Origin of the sequence: Planktothricoides sp. SR001 (assembly GCF_001276715.1) — a bacterium.
GTDB lineage: Bacteria > Cyanobacteriota > Cyanobacteriia > Cyanobacteriales > Laspinemataceae > Planktothricoides > Planktothricoides raciborskii.
This window is the reverse complement of sequence record NZ_LIUQ01000039.1, coordinates 51763-65260: the sequence shown is the minus strand read 5'-3', so window position 1 is coordinate 65260 and position 13498 is coordinate 51763. Positions and strand designations below refer to the sequence as shown.

The window sequence follows — 13498 nt, the reverse complement described above, 5'->3', positions numbered from 1 at the left end:
GTTTTGTCCGTCAGGCACTTTATTAATCTAACAAACCTAAATCGGTTTGTCAACCCCTTTGACCAACTTTTTTTGAAAAAAATTTTTTTATCCCCCAAAACCCTTGTCTGGTAAGCTTTTAGAGGAAAATAAAAATGTTCTGCTAGATCGAGGAAAGTTGCGCGATGAATTTTCAGTCAGTGATTGCGACGTTAAATCAGTTTTGGGCCGATCGCGGTTGTTTGATTGCCCAGCCTTATGATACGGAGAAGGGGGCGGGTACTATGAGTCCTCATACATTTTTACGGGCGATCGGGCCTGAACCTTGGTCGGTGGCTTATGTGGAGCCTTGTCGCCGTCCTACCGATGGCCGCTATGGGGAAAATCCGAATCGCTACCAACACTATTATCAGTACCAAGTTTTGGTGAAGCCGTCACCGAACAATATTCAAGATATTTATTTGGACTCCCTGAGAGCTTTGGGGATTAATCCTGACGATCACGATATTCGGTTTGTGGAGGATAACTGGGAATCTCCGACTTTGGGCGCCTGGGGCGTTGGCTGGGAAGTTTGGCTGGATGGGATGGAAATTACCCAGTTTACTTATTTCCAACAATGTGGGGGGATTGATTGCCGTCCCGTCTGCATTGAGATTACTTATGGATTGGAACGGTTGACGATGTATCTCCAAGAGGTGGAGGCTTTTACGAAAATCCGCTGGAATGACCAGGTGAGTTATGGGGATGTTCACCTGCAAGGGGAGATTGAGCAATGTACTTATAATTTTGAGGCGTCTAATCCAGAGTTGCTGTTTAAGCTGTTTGGCTTGTATGAGCAGGAAGCAGAACAGTTAACCAAACGAGGGCTGGTGCTACCAAGTTTGGATTATGTGCTGAAGTGTTCTCACTCTTTTAATCTGTTGGATGCGAGAGGGGTGATTTCGGTGACAGAACGAACTCGTTATATTGCCCGGATTCGCAATTTGGCTCGCCTGGTGGCTCAGTTGTATTTGGAGCAGCGGGAGCAGTTGGGTTTTCCTTTGGGAGGGGTGGCTGTGCTCAGTGAGAAATCTGCCGCCTGAAATTGAGGAGTTTTGGCAATAAAATAACGTAGGACTGAAATAACGTGGGTCGGGTCAACGGGGCAACCATGCCCACCCTAAATTTAGGAAGGAGGTAAAACTGTGAATCTGAGTGAATTGCTAGAACCGATCGCCTCTCAATTTAGAGCGATGGGAATGCCTGAACCTATTGTCCACTGGGGACATCCTTTGATGATGGGCATTGTGGTGGTTGTGATGGGAACTTTTGCTGGGATAACCGGATGGCGTGGGCGCCTATTGACGCAAACGGAACCGGATGCAGCGATTAAAAATCGTAGCGATCACAGCAAGATTGCTCCATTGATGTTTCTGTTTATGGCTTTAGGTTATACCGGAGGATTATTATCTCTGGTGATGCAACACCATAATGTTTTGGAAAGCCCCCATTTCTGGACAGGTTCACTGGTGCTAATTTTATTAGGCTTGAATGGTTTAATTTCTGCGACTAAGTTTGGGGGTAATCAAGCAGCACTGCGGACGGCTCATGCTTATTTGGGCAGTTTGGCGCTGGTGGTGATGTTTTTACACGCAGTCCTAGGATTACAGTTGGGTTTCTCTATATAATCGGGATAATCGGGGACACTGCCCCTACCGTATAAACAGTAGGGTGGGCAAAGTTTTGCCCACCCTACGAGGATTAACATTAGTAGGGTGGGTAAGATTTTGCCTACCCTACGGGGATTAACATTAAATTTCTCTATATAATCTCTATATAATCTCTATATAAATTAAGCAGCAATTCCTGATGACTTCTGTCAGTCTAATTGTTATTTGTTTGGCTTATATCGTAGGTTTGCTGATGACCGCAGTGCCTTACGGTGGTTATGGCGTACTGGGTTTGGGTGTGGCGATCGCTGCTATTGTTTCCCTCCCTCTGCCAGTTCGGTTCCGCAACTTAAGAAATAATGTCAAACCGGCAATTTGGTTAACGGCAGGAGTTATGGGATTGGTGGCTAGTTTTTATTTGCAATGGCGAACGCCAACTCCCGCCCCTGATGATATTAGTAAGTTTTTATCCCTGGTCAATCCAGAAAATCAAGAGCAAGTAGCCGCGCCTTTAGCTACGGTCTCCGGCAAAGTGCTCGCTACACCCAGCTTAACTCGAAGCGAAAAAGTCCGGTTGTGGCTGAAACCAACTCATTTGCAAATCGTTGTGGCGGAAAAAGAGATTAATGATGAGCAAAACGATGAGCAAAACTCTGACCTGGACTCCTACTGTTCGGTTGCGGAGGAAGTTTCTGTAGAAGAACCAGACACCAAGTTATTGAAATACGATTGCCAAGTCAGCGGCAAGTTATATGTCACGGTTCCGTTATTGCAAGGAACTGGGCGATATCCGGGACAACTGCTAACAGTTACAGGTCAATTATATGAACCAAAAGCAGCAGCGAATCCGGGGGCTTTTGATTTTAAAGCTTATTTGGCCAAAGAAGGCTGTTTTGCTGGGTTAGCAGGACGTTATATTACGGCATCCCCAGAAACTGGGTTGCGGGAAGAAACCCGGTTTCCACAGCCAAGTTGGGGACTGTGGCAAGTCCGCCGCCGCATTGTCAAGTCTCAAACCCGTTGGTTGGGAGTGCCACACGGCCTTTTGGTGAGTGCAATGGTGTTGGGCCGGTTGGCGGTTGATTTACCATTTGATATTCGTGATGAGTTTATTCAAGTAGGTTTGGCCCATGTTTTGGCGGCTTCAGGATTTCACGTTGCCATAATTTTGAGTTTGGTGCAAGTTCTGACCAGCGGTTTTTCCGATCGCCTGAAGTTAGGGAATGGGACAACGGTTTTAATTGCTTATGTCTGTCTAACCGGGGGGTCGGCTTCGGTTTGGCGAGCGGCTTTTATGGGGTTTGCGGCATTGTTGGCGCCGGTGATGCAGCGGAGAGTGAATTCTTTGGGCTGTTTGCTGTTGGCGGCTTTTGTTTTGCTGCTGATAAATCCGCTGTGGATTTGGGATTTAGGTTTTCAGTTAAGTTTTTTGGCGACTTTGGGTTTGTTGGTGACATCCCCTGCGGTGATGAAAAGGTTGGATTGGTTGCCAACAGCGATCGCGTCTTTAATTGCGGTTCCCATTGCGGCCACAATTTGGGTATTGCCGCTGTTGCTTTATGTTTTTTCCCAGATATCAACTTATAGCATTTTGGTGAATATCATCACCAGTTTTTTGATTTCTTGGATTACAATGGGTGGTTTTATTAGTGCGGTTTTGGGTGCAGTTTGGCCAATAGCCGGAAGTGCCGTGGCATGGCTGTTGTACTATCCCCTGGAACTGCTGATTTTGATTGTCCGATTTTTCAGCCAATTACCGGGAAGTTTAATTTCTACCGGCACCCTTTCCCTGGTGCAAATGTTGATTCTTTATGGGTTGATTATCTTTTTGTGGTTGGTTCCTTGGTGGCATAAAGGGCGCCGCTGGGTGTGGGCTTTTTTGTTTGCGATCGCCTTATTAGTCGTTCCGGTGTGGCATCGTCAAACCACGGTTTTTCAAGTGACAGCTTTGCAAACCAACGGTCAGCCAGTCCTAGTGATTCAAGATCAAGGTAAAGTGACTTTAATTAATAGTGGCGATCAAAATACTGCTCGATACACGATTTTACCGTTTTTGCGACAACAGGCGATTAATCAAATCGATTGGGGCATTGCTACCAGTAGCCCTGGATCCAGAAGTGGCTGGTATTTGATTATGCAGCAAGTGAAGATAAAAAATTTTGCTTCTCCAGGGACGCTTAACGCCACCTTGACCAGTGTGGTACAAGACCGTAATGTCTCTTATCAAGTTTTACCCGTAGGAAAAATTCTCCCCGCTGCGGGTTCGACATCGGTAAAATTACTCCAGGATCAACCAGCGGTGGTAGAATTGACCATTGGCAATCAAACTTGGTTATGGCTCGAAGAGTTAAATCAGTCGGAACAAAGCCAGTTGTTGCAGAATAAATCGTTACTCAGACCGGAGGCAAAACCTTTACAGGTACTCTGGTGGTCGGGACAACCCCTGAAAGCTGATTTGCTGATAGCCCTAAAACCAGAGGTGGCGATCGCGACTTCGGAAAATGTTGATGAAGAAACGGCAGCTATATTGACTGAAGTCAATACTCCAATTTACTCTACGGAGAGAGATGGGGCATTGCAGTGGACACCGGATCAGGGGTTCTTTGGAGTAAGTGAAGATATAGATCGATCAGATTCTTTGTTCTAAATTTGTTCTGAATTTGCAAAAATGCAGTACAATGAGTCATAATGGAATATGGAGAGGTGGCAGAGCGGTTGAATGCGGTGGACTCGAAATCCATTAAGGTGTCACATCCTTCGGGGGTTCGAATCCCCCCCTCTCCGTTTTTGATCAACCTTTATAGGCTAAGACTTATAGGGATTTACTCAACGTATATCTGATATCGAGTTACTCAGTTTTAACTCAATATCACTATACCACATCTGTAAAATGAGTCAGTTTTTCTTGATGTAGCAGTCTAAAACTCATTTGATAGGACGTAGCGACACATTATTAAAAATCCTACCTAGCAATTGGGGAAAGCTAAGTAGGATAAAGCATTATAAAAAACGGAGAGGGAGGGATTCGAACCCTCGTTAGAGTTACCCCTAAACAGCATTTCCAGTGCTGCGCCTTCAACCGCTCGGCCACCTCTCCAGGGGACATGAATATTTAATTTGTCTACCGAAAATCTATTGTAGCAGCACCTACCCAGATTTTGTCAAGGGCTGAGAGAAATTTTTTTTTCGCGATCGCCCCATCCTGGATTCCAGGGGTGAAAAACATGAAGTAGAGGTCGATAAAACATTGATAGATCAATGATCCAGATTTGTCGTAATCTGGAATGGCAGGATGTTCTTGCTTGTGATGCCTGCATTTAATCTTGACACAGCCTTTTTGATCATGACTCGTTCCTACACTGTCAAAATTCACTATCGCCAAACCGGACAACATTACACCGTTGAAGTTCCGGAAGATCGCTACATCCTCCACACGGCAGAAGACCAAAATGCCGATTTACCTTTTTCCTGTCGGAATGGCGCCTGCACCAGTTGCGCCGTGCGGATAATTTCTGGGGAAGTTTATCAGCCGGAAGCAATGGGTTTATCCCCTCACTTAAGACAGGAAGGCTATGCGCTTTTATGTGTCAGTTATCCTCGGTCTGATTTAGTGGTGGAAACCCAAGACGAGGATGAAGTCTATGAACTGCAATTTGGCCGTTACTTTGGTAAGGGTAAAGTCAGGGCTGGATTACCTTTAGATGAAGATTAGCTTCCCGGAAGCCAAGTCGTTTAGCGAATTTAAGTGACAGATGAATGGGGAAATTCATCAAGATTTTTTTATTTTGCCTTATGACCCCGATCCTCGTGGGCTGTTCGACAACGGCCAACCGCCAAAAAATTTTAGTCAAGGTGGAAAGGGTCGTTAGTGGCCAAACGGTGGAAATTTATAGAGACAATGAGACGAAAAGACTGCGGTTAATTGGGATTGATGCTCCCGCGTGGTTGCCAAAGTGCCAGCAAGCCCCTTGGGAGGCGGAGGCAAAAAAACAGCTACAAGAAAAGCTGGAAGGTGAGTCGGTCTGGCTGGAATTCGATCGGCAGACGGAAGACAATTACGATCGCTACTTGGGCTATCTTTGGCAAGAGGAACTGTTGATTAATGAGTGGCTGGTGCAACAAGGACTGGTTTTAGCCAGTAGCCCTCGTGAACCAAATACCAAATATTCCCAACGGCTGGCTTATGCTCAGGAATGGGCAAGAATCATGGAGTTGGGGATTTGGAACTGGGAAAACCCGATGCGTCAAACTCCACAGGAGTTTCGCAATTTGGATTGTGAATTATAGGCAATTAACCTTTTTTAACTTTAATTTTTAACCTTAAACGTTTAAACGGAAAATAATGACTGAGCCAACCCGCGAACAATTACAAAGTTTTCTCGATGTGGCGATTCTCGCCGCCCAAGCCGCTGGAACTGTGCTGCAATCTTATTGGGGCAATTTAGAGCAAATTAGAGAAAAAGGCCGTTCTGGAGATTTAGTCACGGAAGCGGATCAAGCCTCAGAAGCGGTGATTTTAGATGTGCTGCGCCGTCACTTGCCGGATCATGGGATTCTGGCAGAGGAAAGTGGCAGTCTGGGCAATGCCAACAGCCAATATTTATGGGCGATCGACCCTTTGGACGGAACGACGAATTATGCTCATCAATACCCGTTCTCTTCGGCGTCGATCGGACTATTAATTAATGGTGTTCCTCATGTGGGGGCAGTGTTTGATCCATTTCATCAAGAGTTGTATTGTGCTGCTAAAGGCTTGGGGGCTACTTGCAACGGTCGTCCGATTAAAGTGTCGCAAATCTCCGAGTTAGAAAAAAGTTTGCTGGTGACGGGGTTTGCCTACGATCGCCGGGAAACCACGGATAATAACTATGCTGAATTTTGTCATTTTACCCACTTGACTCAAGGGGTAAGACGGTCGGGATCCGCTTCCATTGATTTAGCTCATGTGGCTTGCGGTCGCTTGGATGGGTACTGGGAAAGGGGACTGTCTCCCTGGGATCTGACCGCTGGGGTGGTTCTGGTACAAGAAGCTGGGGGAAAAGTTACGGCTTATGATGGGGGTGATTTACAGATTTATACAGGCCGAATTCTCGCCAGTAATGGTTTGATCCATGAGAGGATGAGTCAGGAGTTGGAGCAGGTGCGGCAGCAACGAGAAGCATCCATCACTGGGACTTCGTGAACCAAAGAAGTAAACTAGAAGTGAGCCAAAGAAAGTTAGTAAAAACAGGAATATCTAACGATGTCTTTTAAAATTACCCAGGGCTTATTTCAATTTGATTTTACCGATCACTATGCCGTTTTGGGCGTTCCGGTGGATGCACAGCCCAATCCAATTCGTAAACGCTATATGCAAATAGCCCGACGCCTTCATCCAGATAGTTGTAAAGCCGAGACTCCCGAAGACCAAAAGTTAGCCAGTGATTTACTGGCTAAGTTGGTGAGTCCCGCTTATAACCAGTTGACCAAAGATCGCGATCGCGCTGAATATACGGTGATTCTGAAAACGATGGCTAAACGCCTGGTTCAAGAAAAGGATCAACTTAAAATCAATAGTGAATCTGCTAAAAAATTATTAACGTCACAAAATTTTGACGAAGACTATAAAAAAGCCTTAGAAGAACTCGCTAATCAAGAATATGAATCTTTTAGCAAAACCCTGGAAATGATTGGTCAAATTAGCGAGTTAAATTTAGTCTATCTGCTGAGAAAACAAAGTAGCGGTCAATCTTTAACCGGATCGCCACTGGCGGCTAAACCGGCGCCAAAGGCTGCGACTCCGACCACACCGACAGTCACTCCGACCGCAGCGGCAGTCACTCCAGTGGAGGAGAAAAAACCAGCGGCACCTAGTGTGGCAAAAAGTGCTTCAAAAATTGATAAATTGTACGATCGCGCTGGAGAATTTATGAAATTGGAGAATTTCACTGAGGCGGTGGTACAATTAAAAGAAGCCATCAAACTTGAACCAAAAAACAGTAAATGTCATGCTTTATTAGGCATGGTTTATTTGAAGCAAAATCAGGCAAGTATGGCTAAAGTTCACATTGGCCAAGCTTTGAAATTAAATCCTCAAGAACCAGTGGCTTTAAAAGCTAAAAAAGAACTAGAAAAACCAGCGGATCAAAGCAGCGGTAAATCAAAGGATAAAGCCGGTAAACAAGATAATTCCGGTGGCGGATTATTTGGTCTTTTTGGGAAGAAAAAATAATGATACATCAACCACCCAGCGGTGCGCGGGATCTACTGCCTCTAGATGTGGCGCAAAAACGTTGGATTGAAAAAAGATTGAGACCTGTGTTTCAACAATGGGGCTATCACCGGATTATTACTTCGACGGTGGAACGCTTGGATACGCTGATGGCTGGGGGTACGATTCAGCAGTCAACGGTGATTCAATTAGAAGACCGGGAAGATGATATCCCTTTGGGTTTACGTCCAGAGTTGACCGCTTCGATCGCCCGGGCAGCGGTGACTCGCATGGCCGAAAGCAGCTATCCCCTGCGGCTTTATTACAATGGCAACGTATTTCGGCGATCGCCCGAAGTCGGTCACGGGGGACAGCAAGAGTTCTTTCAAGCGGGGGTGGAATTACTCGGCGCCGGGGGATTACTGGCGGATGCGGAGATATTATTACTTCTGTTTAATTCTTTGCACAGTTTGGGCTTAAACCAGTGGCAAATTATTTTAGGTGAAGCGGGTTTAACTGCCTCATTGTTGTCACCGTTTCCCGAGCCCTTGCGCCGCAAAATTCGCGAGGCGATCGCCCATTTAGATCGCTTAACCTTGGAAACCCTGCCCATGTCCTCAGAACAGCGAGAACGGGCGTTATTGCTGTTCGATCTGCGGGGCAAACCGGAAGATGTGCTGCAAAAAGTGGCCAGTTTACCCCTCGATCCTGCCCAACAAACCAGCCTGGAAAACTTGAAATCCTTGGTGGATTTGCTCAAAGAATCTTCTAGCTGTAACCAAACCAGCGCCCCAGGAACGGATGCGTTAATTCTGGATTTAAGCTTAATTCGACCCTTTGACTATTACACGGGGATTATTTTTGAAGTGGTCAACAATACCCCCAGTGGACAACAAATCTTAGGGCAAGGGGGTCGCTACGACCAACTCTTAAGCCTCTATCACCCAGAAGGGACAATGATTCCGGGGATTGGATTTTGTTTCAATATTGAAGGACTGCACCGAGTCTTGCGGTCTACAGGTCAACTACCGCAACAAACACCCCCGACGCAATATCTGGTGGCGCCCAAAGTGCCTCAAGCCCAAGCAGCGGCTTTTACCTTCGCCCAAACCTTGCGGCAAAGCGGCGAAAACGGTCAAGTTGTCCGGGTGGAGATGAACCTGGAAGCTGGACAAACCGAGGAAACCGTGCGTGACTATGCCCGGAGTCGCCAGATCCGTCAAATTGCCTGGGTCAGTCCTGACTCCACCGCAGAACTGGAAACGGTATAACACAAAATCCGGTTTAATTTGTAGCTAAAACTGTAGCTAAAACTGTAGGTTGGGTTGAGGAACAAAACCCAACCTAAGAATACTTGCTACTACTCATTATTAGAAAGTTTCACGAGAGGAAACACAATGCCACATACGATTGTTACTAATACTTGCGAAGGAATTGCCGATTGTGTTGATGCTTGTCCCGTTGCCTGTATTCACGAAGGACCGGGAAAAAATAGCAAAGGAACTGACTGGTATTGGATTGATTTTGCCACTTGTATTGACTGTGGCATTTGTTTACAAGTCTGCCCCGTAGACGGCGCAATTATAGCGGAAGAACGCCCCGAATCACAGAAGACTCCAGGGTAAAGCTGCCGCAGAGGGGCAGGGGAGCAGAGGAGCCCGCCGTCGGCAGAGGGGCAGGGGGGATATGTAGAGACGCGATATATCGCGTCTCTATGTTTTTTGGCAAGATTTAAAGATTTTTTTTAGCATTTTTCAGATAAATCGAAAGATATAAGGGCGCAATATTTCGGGTAATTACAGCGGTTTTTAGATTGGTTTTTATACCATTTACAGTTCCTAGTCGGTTTTAACCGACTTGCGCTATGAGGCGGGGATTAAAATCCCCGCCTCATAGCGGGGTTACACAGAGACTTGTTGAGAATGGTGTAATATTTCAGTGAGAATTGGTGTAAATATTATCTTTTGCTCCGACTTCTCCGCACTACAGAACTACGAGGACGAGTGATTTTCGCGGGACGGGAGGATTGTTGGTTTCCGTTTTGGTTTCGGTTTTGGTTTCGGTGTGATAATTAATAGTAATATTGGGGCGGATTCGCAGTGTTTTCCGCCGATGGAAATTATCATCGTCATCATCGTCTCGGTTAATCGCAGCTTTCAGGGAATCAGAAGCCGTGGTGAGACTGTTCAGATCGGAAAGGGTTTCTAGTTTCTCTGCTTGAGTCGCCAACGCTTCAGCCTCTTCGATCCCCTTTCGTTGCGGCAACTCTACCCCGACCGCTATTCCACCTGTACCGAATGCGATCGCCACCAGACCAGCCCAAACCCCTCGATGAACCATAATCTTTTGCCAAAATAACTAATTATTAAGAAATAATAACATTTAATCCGGTAAATTCAGGGGCAGGCACGGGGGAGTAAATTCAGGGGCAGGCACGGGGACACTGCCCCTACTACTGTCTTAATTCTCAGAAACCCCAGAACCCAGTAACGGCAAAATATTGCCAGGGTTGTGGATTGAAATTACTCCCGCATTGAGGATTGCTTCGCGGATGGTTGCCACTATCCGCTAACCCAATTTTTTTGTTTTGTGAGCTTGTTTGGCAGTCAATGGCAAGGATGCCTTGGCGATCGCGCAACTGGGAAGGGGATGACCCTTGTGGGAAACTTATCGCTGGGGTGATAGAACTTCCTCCAACCACGGGCGAAAACTATCAATAATCAAGAAAAATCAAGAAAATCAAATCAAGAAAATCAAGAATTGCCCCCAATTACCAGGGACATTACCAGGGATTGCCAACCATGATAAAAGCAGACCAAAAATAGGGATGGGATAAATGTTCTGGGCGCAAATTCTTTAACTCTGGTGGCAGGACAATGCGAGAATTTGTCCCACGCAGTTCTCCGTTTTCAATATAAACTTTTCCCTGCAACATGGCGATTTGCGCTGCTCGCAATGCTTCGGCTTTAATTGGGGCTGTTTGTAAAGACTGATAAAACTCAGTCATCAAAGCTAAAGTGCCAATATCGCTGACATACCAAAGACTGGCTAACGCTGATTTTACCCCACTATTCACCGCTAAACCCGCAAAGCCTAATTCCACATCCTCATCCCCGATCGCCGTCTGGCAAGCACTCAGGACTAATAACTCTACCGGAGGCTGATTTAACTGGAGTTCTGCCATTTGATCTAAGGTCAATTTATCCTGCCAAAATTTAATATAAGAATTACTCGGATCTCCCGGTAAAAATTCCGCATGAGTAGCCAAGTGAATAATGGGAAATTGGTTGCTTTGATGCTGCGATCGCAAATTCGCGATCGTGAACTCTTCGTTTAAAAAATACTCCCCAAACCATAAATTTTGGGAAATCTGCTGTAACTCTAATGGCACCGCTGGCAACGGGGATAAATCTGCAAATTCTGAAGCCCCCATTGCCATCACTGGGGAATCTTTAATATCTTCATAAACGGTTTCCGTTAAATTAAACGCCGGAATCAATCCCAGACTATATTTTTCCACTAAAAACTGCTGCCCATCATGCAAAACCGCCCAAGGAAGAGTCCGCAAACCTGCCCCCACACAAAATACCAAAGTATTAATCCCTTGTGCTTGTAATTCTAACTCCACAGGAGCAATTATCCATTGATAAAGTTGTTGGGCTGATGCTAAATAAGTCCGGCTATTTCTTCTAATCGGATTAGTAATTTCTGACCGTAGCTGATTAGCTGTATTAACCAGCAATTCTTTTTGCGCTTCTGGGATACTTTGCCGAATCACTTGACGATTCGGCAATACTAACAAAATCTCCAGTTGATTGGCGGTTGGCAACAAATAAATCAGGGCGGGAATTTGGCCAGTTTGCTCTCCCCGCACCGCCAGAGTATCCGCTATTTCATCAGCCTTCAGAGAAATCTCTGGTAATTCCTTTTGAAAATAATTGACATATTCATTCAACCACTGTTGCTCAATTGTTTGAACCGCATGAATAAAATCTCTTTCATCTAGGAGTTCTTCCATCGTGTGGGAATCATGGCCAGCGGCAATTTTTATGGGTTTTGTTTCTTCAAGCTTACCTGGAATATCGGCAAATACTACTGATTCTGTGTGGCCTAAACTGCCTGGAGCGATCGCGAAAAAAATGCCACTAACAAGGGCTAAATTTGCGATGGCAAATTTCCAGTTAGATACTTCTAACCAAGCTGGTGATAAAAATTGTGATAATAATCGATTATTTAGCATATTTTCTGTGTTTTTTGAATTAATAGCAAAAAATGAAAAGGGATGTTAGCCCTGGGGGTCAAATCAACCCTTTCACGGATTAAAAATCACCGTTTATTTTTGTTTAAGAGGGATTTTAATCCCTTTCTTGATCTTTTTTTGAATAACAAGTTAAATCTCCTTTATGTTTATCCACAATAATCTGCCGATTAATTTTTAATCCCAACCCGGTGCCTTTGCCTTTCGGTTTAGTGCTAAAGCCCGGTTCATAATGGCTTTAGACTTGTTCGCTCATGCCCAAGCCATTATCATAAATAAGAATCAGAGCAAATTTGTTGAGGTTAGACTTAGGGGCGATCGGGGCTAAATAACCGTGACCCAAGGCACCCGTTTCGGCTATCTGGGGTAAATTTTCCTCAAATAGGATTTCAGTTTACACTCTAATGATACTATCGTATAAAGTAGTTTTATCTGGGTTTTTGCGGTATTTTTGCTCTAGGGCATCAATGGAATTATGTAAGAGGTTAATAAATACTTGATTCACTTGTCCAGCATAGCATTCAATGGGGGGAAAATCTCCATATTCTTTAATAGCTTTAATCCCCGGTCGTCCAGCTTTGGCTTGCAAGCGATTTTGCAACAGCAGTAAGGTGCTATCGATTCCTTCTTGAATATCAAAGGCTTTTTTCTGAGACTGATCTACTTGGGAAAATGTTCTCAGGGAAAGCACAACTTGACGAATTCGGTCAGCCCCTAATTGCATAAACGATAAAATATTGGCAAAGTCTTGAGTAATAAAATAAAAGTCAATTTATTCTAACATTTCTTGAAGATCGGGATCCGAGAGACTCGTCTTTTTTTGGTAAATTTTAACCAATTCTATGATATCCTCGAAATATTGGCGAGCATAGCCGATATTACCATAAATAAAGCTGATAGAGTTATTCATTTCATGGGCTAGTCCAGCGACGACTTGCTCTAAAGAAAACATTTTTTCCGTATAAATTAATTGAGTTTGGGTTCGGTGCAGTTCTTCTAGGGTTTTTTCTAGTTCGATCGCTTGCTGCCTAGTTTGTTCTTCCGAGTGACGCAGTTCAGCTTCCATAAGTTTGCGATCGCTAATATCCAAACCCACAAACACGGCTTTTTGTCCTTGATGATATTTTTGCCCCACAATCAAATAATTGCGATAACCTTGAGCAAAAGAAATATTCACCTCTGTAGAGATAGTTGATTCAGATGTGGGATGTGGCAAAGAATTTTTGCACTAAGTCATAAAACTTAGTGCTATTTTCCATAAAGCCAATTTCTTGTCCGATAAAACTGTGTGATGGGAAATTAAAAGCGTTGGCTAAGTGCTGATTCACCCCAAGATAACGCAAATCCGCATTCACCCAAGAAACTAATCCAGGGACAGCATCTAACACGGCGTGAAGTTGCTCATTGGTCTCTTGTAAAGCT

At 44.8% G+C, this 13498-nt stretch carries 15 protein-coding genes and 2 tRNA genes; 11 read left to right on the top strand and 6 right to left on the bottom strand.

The window, feature by feature from the left end:
• The first annotated feature begins 164 nt into the window (after positions 1-164).
• From glyQ to AM228_RS20310, 4 genes are all read left to right on the top strand, one after another.
• Positions 165-1061 (top strand): glycine--tRNA ligase subunit alpha, encoded by an 897-nt coding sequence (glyQ, locus tag AM228_RS20325; RefSeq protein WP_054468655.1) that lies wholly within the window; start codon positions 165-167, stop codon positions 1059-1061.
• A gap of 150 nt (positions 1062-1211) precedes the next feature.
• Positions 1212-1646 (top strand): DUF4079 domain-containing protein, encoded by a 435-nt coding sequence (locus AM228_RS20320; RefSeq protein ID WP_054468666.1) that lies wholly within the window; start codon positions 1212-1214, stop codon positions 1644-1646.
• A gap of 181 nt (positions 1647-1827) precedes the next feature.
• A complete protein-coding gene (locus AM228_RS20315; RefSeq protein WP_054468653.1) occupies positions 1828-4275 on the top strand; it encodes a ComEC/Rec2 family competence protein in 2448 nt (815 codons plus the stop codon).
• A gap of 50 nt (positions 4276-4325) precedes the next feature.
• A tRNA-Ser gene (locus AM228_RS20310) sits at positions 4326-4412 on the top strand.
• Between the two features lie 226 nt (positions 4413-4638).
• Here AM228_RS20310 and AM228_RS20305 read toward each other — a convergent pair.
• Positions 4639-4725, bottom strand: a tRNA-Ser gene (locus AM228_RS20305).
• A gap of 246 nt (positions 4726-4971) precedes the next feature.
• Here AM228_RS20305 and AM228_RS20300 point away from each other — a divergent pair.
• From AM228_RS20300 to AM228_RS20275, 6 genes are all read left to right on the top strand, one after another.
• Positions 4972-5340, top strand: a complete 369-nt coding sequence (locus tag AM228_RS20300; RefSeq protein ID WP_054468664.1) for a 2Fe-2S iron-sulfur cluster-binding protein — start codon at positions 4972-4974, stop codon at positions 5338-5340.
• Positions 5341-5420: 80 nt separating this feature from the next.
• Entirely contained in the window at positions 5421-5915 is a 495-nt protein-coding gene (locus AM228_RS20295) for a thermonuclease family protein (RefSeq protein ID WP_197285348.1), read from the top strand.
• A 55-nt stretch (positions 5916-5970) separates the two neighbouring features.
• Positions 5971-6810 carry an inositol monophosphatase family protein gene (locus AM228_RS20290; RefSeq protein WP_054468649.1) on the top strand — a complete coding sequence of 280 codons (840 nt, stop codon included), beginning with the start codon at positions 5971-5973 and terminating at the stop codon, positions 6808-6810.
• Positions 6811-6870: 60 nt separating this feature from the next.
• A complete protein-coding gene (locus AM228_RS20285; protein WP_054468647.1) occupies positions 6871-7839 on the top strand; it encodes a J domain-containing protein in 969 nt (322 codons plus the stop codon).
• Complete coding sequence (locus AM228_RS20280) at positions 7839-9089, top strand: ATP phosphoribosyltransferase regulatory subunit (protein ID WP_054468645.1); 1251 nt, start codon at positions 7839-7841, stop codon at positions 9087-9089. Before AM228_RS20285 ends, AM228_RS20280 begins: the two co-directional genes overlap by 1 nt.
• A 126-nt stretch (positions 9090-9215) precedes the next feature.
• Positions 9216-9443, top strand: a complete 228-nt coding sequence (locus AM228_RS20275) for a ferredoxin family protein (protein ID WP_054468643.1) — start codon at positions 9216-9218, stop codon at positions 9441-9443.
• A 358-nt stretch (positions 9444-9801) separates the two neighbouring features.
• On the opposite strand, the gene AM228_RS20270 is transcribed toward AM228_RS20275, so the two are convergent.
• The gene (locus tag AM228_RS20270; RefSeq protein ID WP_054468642.1) at positions 9802-10158 is read right to left on the bottom strand and encodes a hypothetical protein; all 357 of its coding nucleotides are present in this window, start codon (positions 10156-10158) and stop codon (positions 9802-9804) included.
• A gap of 80 nt (positions 10159-10238) precedes the next feature.
• Between AM228_RS20270 and AM228_RS36905 the strand changes: the two genes are divergently transcribed.
• Positions 10239-10355, top strand: a complete 117-nt coding sequence (locus AM228_RS36905) for a 4-Cys prefix domain-containing protein (RefSeq protein WP_354636404.1) — start codon at positions 10239-10241, stop codon at positions 10353-10355.
• A 245-nt stretch (positions 10356-10600) separates the two neighbouring features.
• On the opposite strand, the gene AM228_RS20265 is transcribed toward AM228_RS36905, so the two are convergent.
• From AM228_RS20265 to AM228_RS35520, 4 genes are all read right to left on the bottom strand, one after another.
• Entirely contained in the window at positions 10601-12058 is a 1458-nt protein-coding gene (locus AM228_RS20265; RefSeq protein WP_054468640.1) for a CHAT domain-containing protein, read from the bottom strand.
• 412 nt (positions 12059-12470) lie between these two features.
• Positions 12471-12800: a HAMP domain-containing histidine kinase gene (locus AM228_RS20260; protein WP_054468638.1), complete on the bottom strand. Its 330-nt coding sequence runs from the start codon at positions 12798-12800 to the stop codon at positions 12471-12473.
• 48 nt (positions 12801-12848) lie between these two features.
• Complete coding sequence (locus AM228_RS20255) at positions 12849-13292, bottom strand: histidine kinase dimerization/phospho-acceptor domain-containing protein (RefSeq protein ID WP_156331933.1); 444 nt, start codon at positions 13290-13292, stop codon at positions 12849-12851.
• Positions 13273-13464, bottom strand: a complete 192-nt coding sequence (locus AM228_RS35520; protein WP_054468635.1) for a hypothetical protein — start codon at positions 13462-13464, stop codon at positions 13273-13275. The genes AM228_RS20255 and AM228_RS35520 overlap by 20 nt, the downstream gene beginning before the upstream one ends.
• Between the last annotated feature and the right edge of the window lie 34 nt (positions 13465-13498).

What these genes read in the sequence shown, in the direction of transcription:
- AM228_RS20315 (WP_054468653.1), top strand. Translation starts at nt 1,828, where the DNA reads ATGACTTCTGTCAGTCTAATTGTTATTTGTTTGGCTTATATCGTAGGT.
- AM228_RS20270 (WP_054468642.1), bottom strand. Translation starts at nt 10,158, where the DNA reads ATGGTTCATCGAGGGGTTTGGGCTGGTCTGGTGGCGATCGCATTCGGT.
- glyQ (WP_054468655.1), top strand. Translation starts at nt 165, where the DNA reads ATGAATTTTCAGTCAGTGATTGCGACGTTAAATCAGTTTTGGGCCGAT.
- AM228_RS20280 (WP_054468645.1), top strand. Translation starts at nt 7,839, where the DNA reads ATGATACATCAACCACCCAGCGGTGCGCGGGATCTACTGCCTCTAGAT.
- AM228_RS20300 (WP_054468664.1), top strand. Translation starts at nt 4,972, where the DNA reads ATGACTCGTTCCTACACTGTCAAAATTCACTATCGCCAAACCGGACAA.
- AM228_RS20290 (WP_054468649.1), top strand. Translation starts at nt 5,971, where the DNA reads ATGACTGAGCCAACCCGCGAACAATTACAAAGTTTTCTCGATGTGGCG.
- AM228_RS20265 (WP_054468640.1), bottom strand. Translation starts at nt 12,058, where the DNA reads ATGCTAAATAATCGATTATTATCACAATTTTTATCACCAGCTTGGTTA.
- AM228_RS20285 (WP_054468647.1), top strand. Translation starts at nt 6,871, where the DNA reads ATGTCTTTTAAAATTACCCAGGGCTTATTTCAATTTGATTTTACCGAT.
- AM228_RS20275 (WP_054468643.1), top strand. Translation starts at nt 9,216, where the DNA reads ATGCCACATACGATTGTTACTAATACTTGCGAAGGAATTGCCGATTGT.
- AM228_RS20260 (WP_054468638.1), bottom strand. Translation starts at nt 12,800, where the DNA reads ATGCAATTAGGGGCTGACCGAATTCGTCAAGTTGTGCTTTCCCTGAGA.
- AM228_RS20295 (WP_197285348.1), top strand. Translation starts at nt 5,421, where the DNA reads ATGACCCCGATCCTCGTGGGCTGTTCGACAACGGCCAACCGCCAAAAA.
- AM228_RS20320 (WP_054468666.1), top strand. Translation starts at nt 1,212, where the DNA reads ATGGGAATGCCTGAACCTATTGTCCACTGGGGACATCCTTTGATGATG.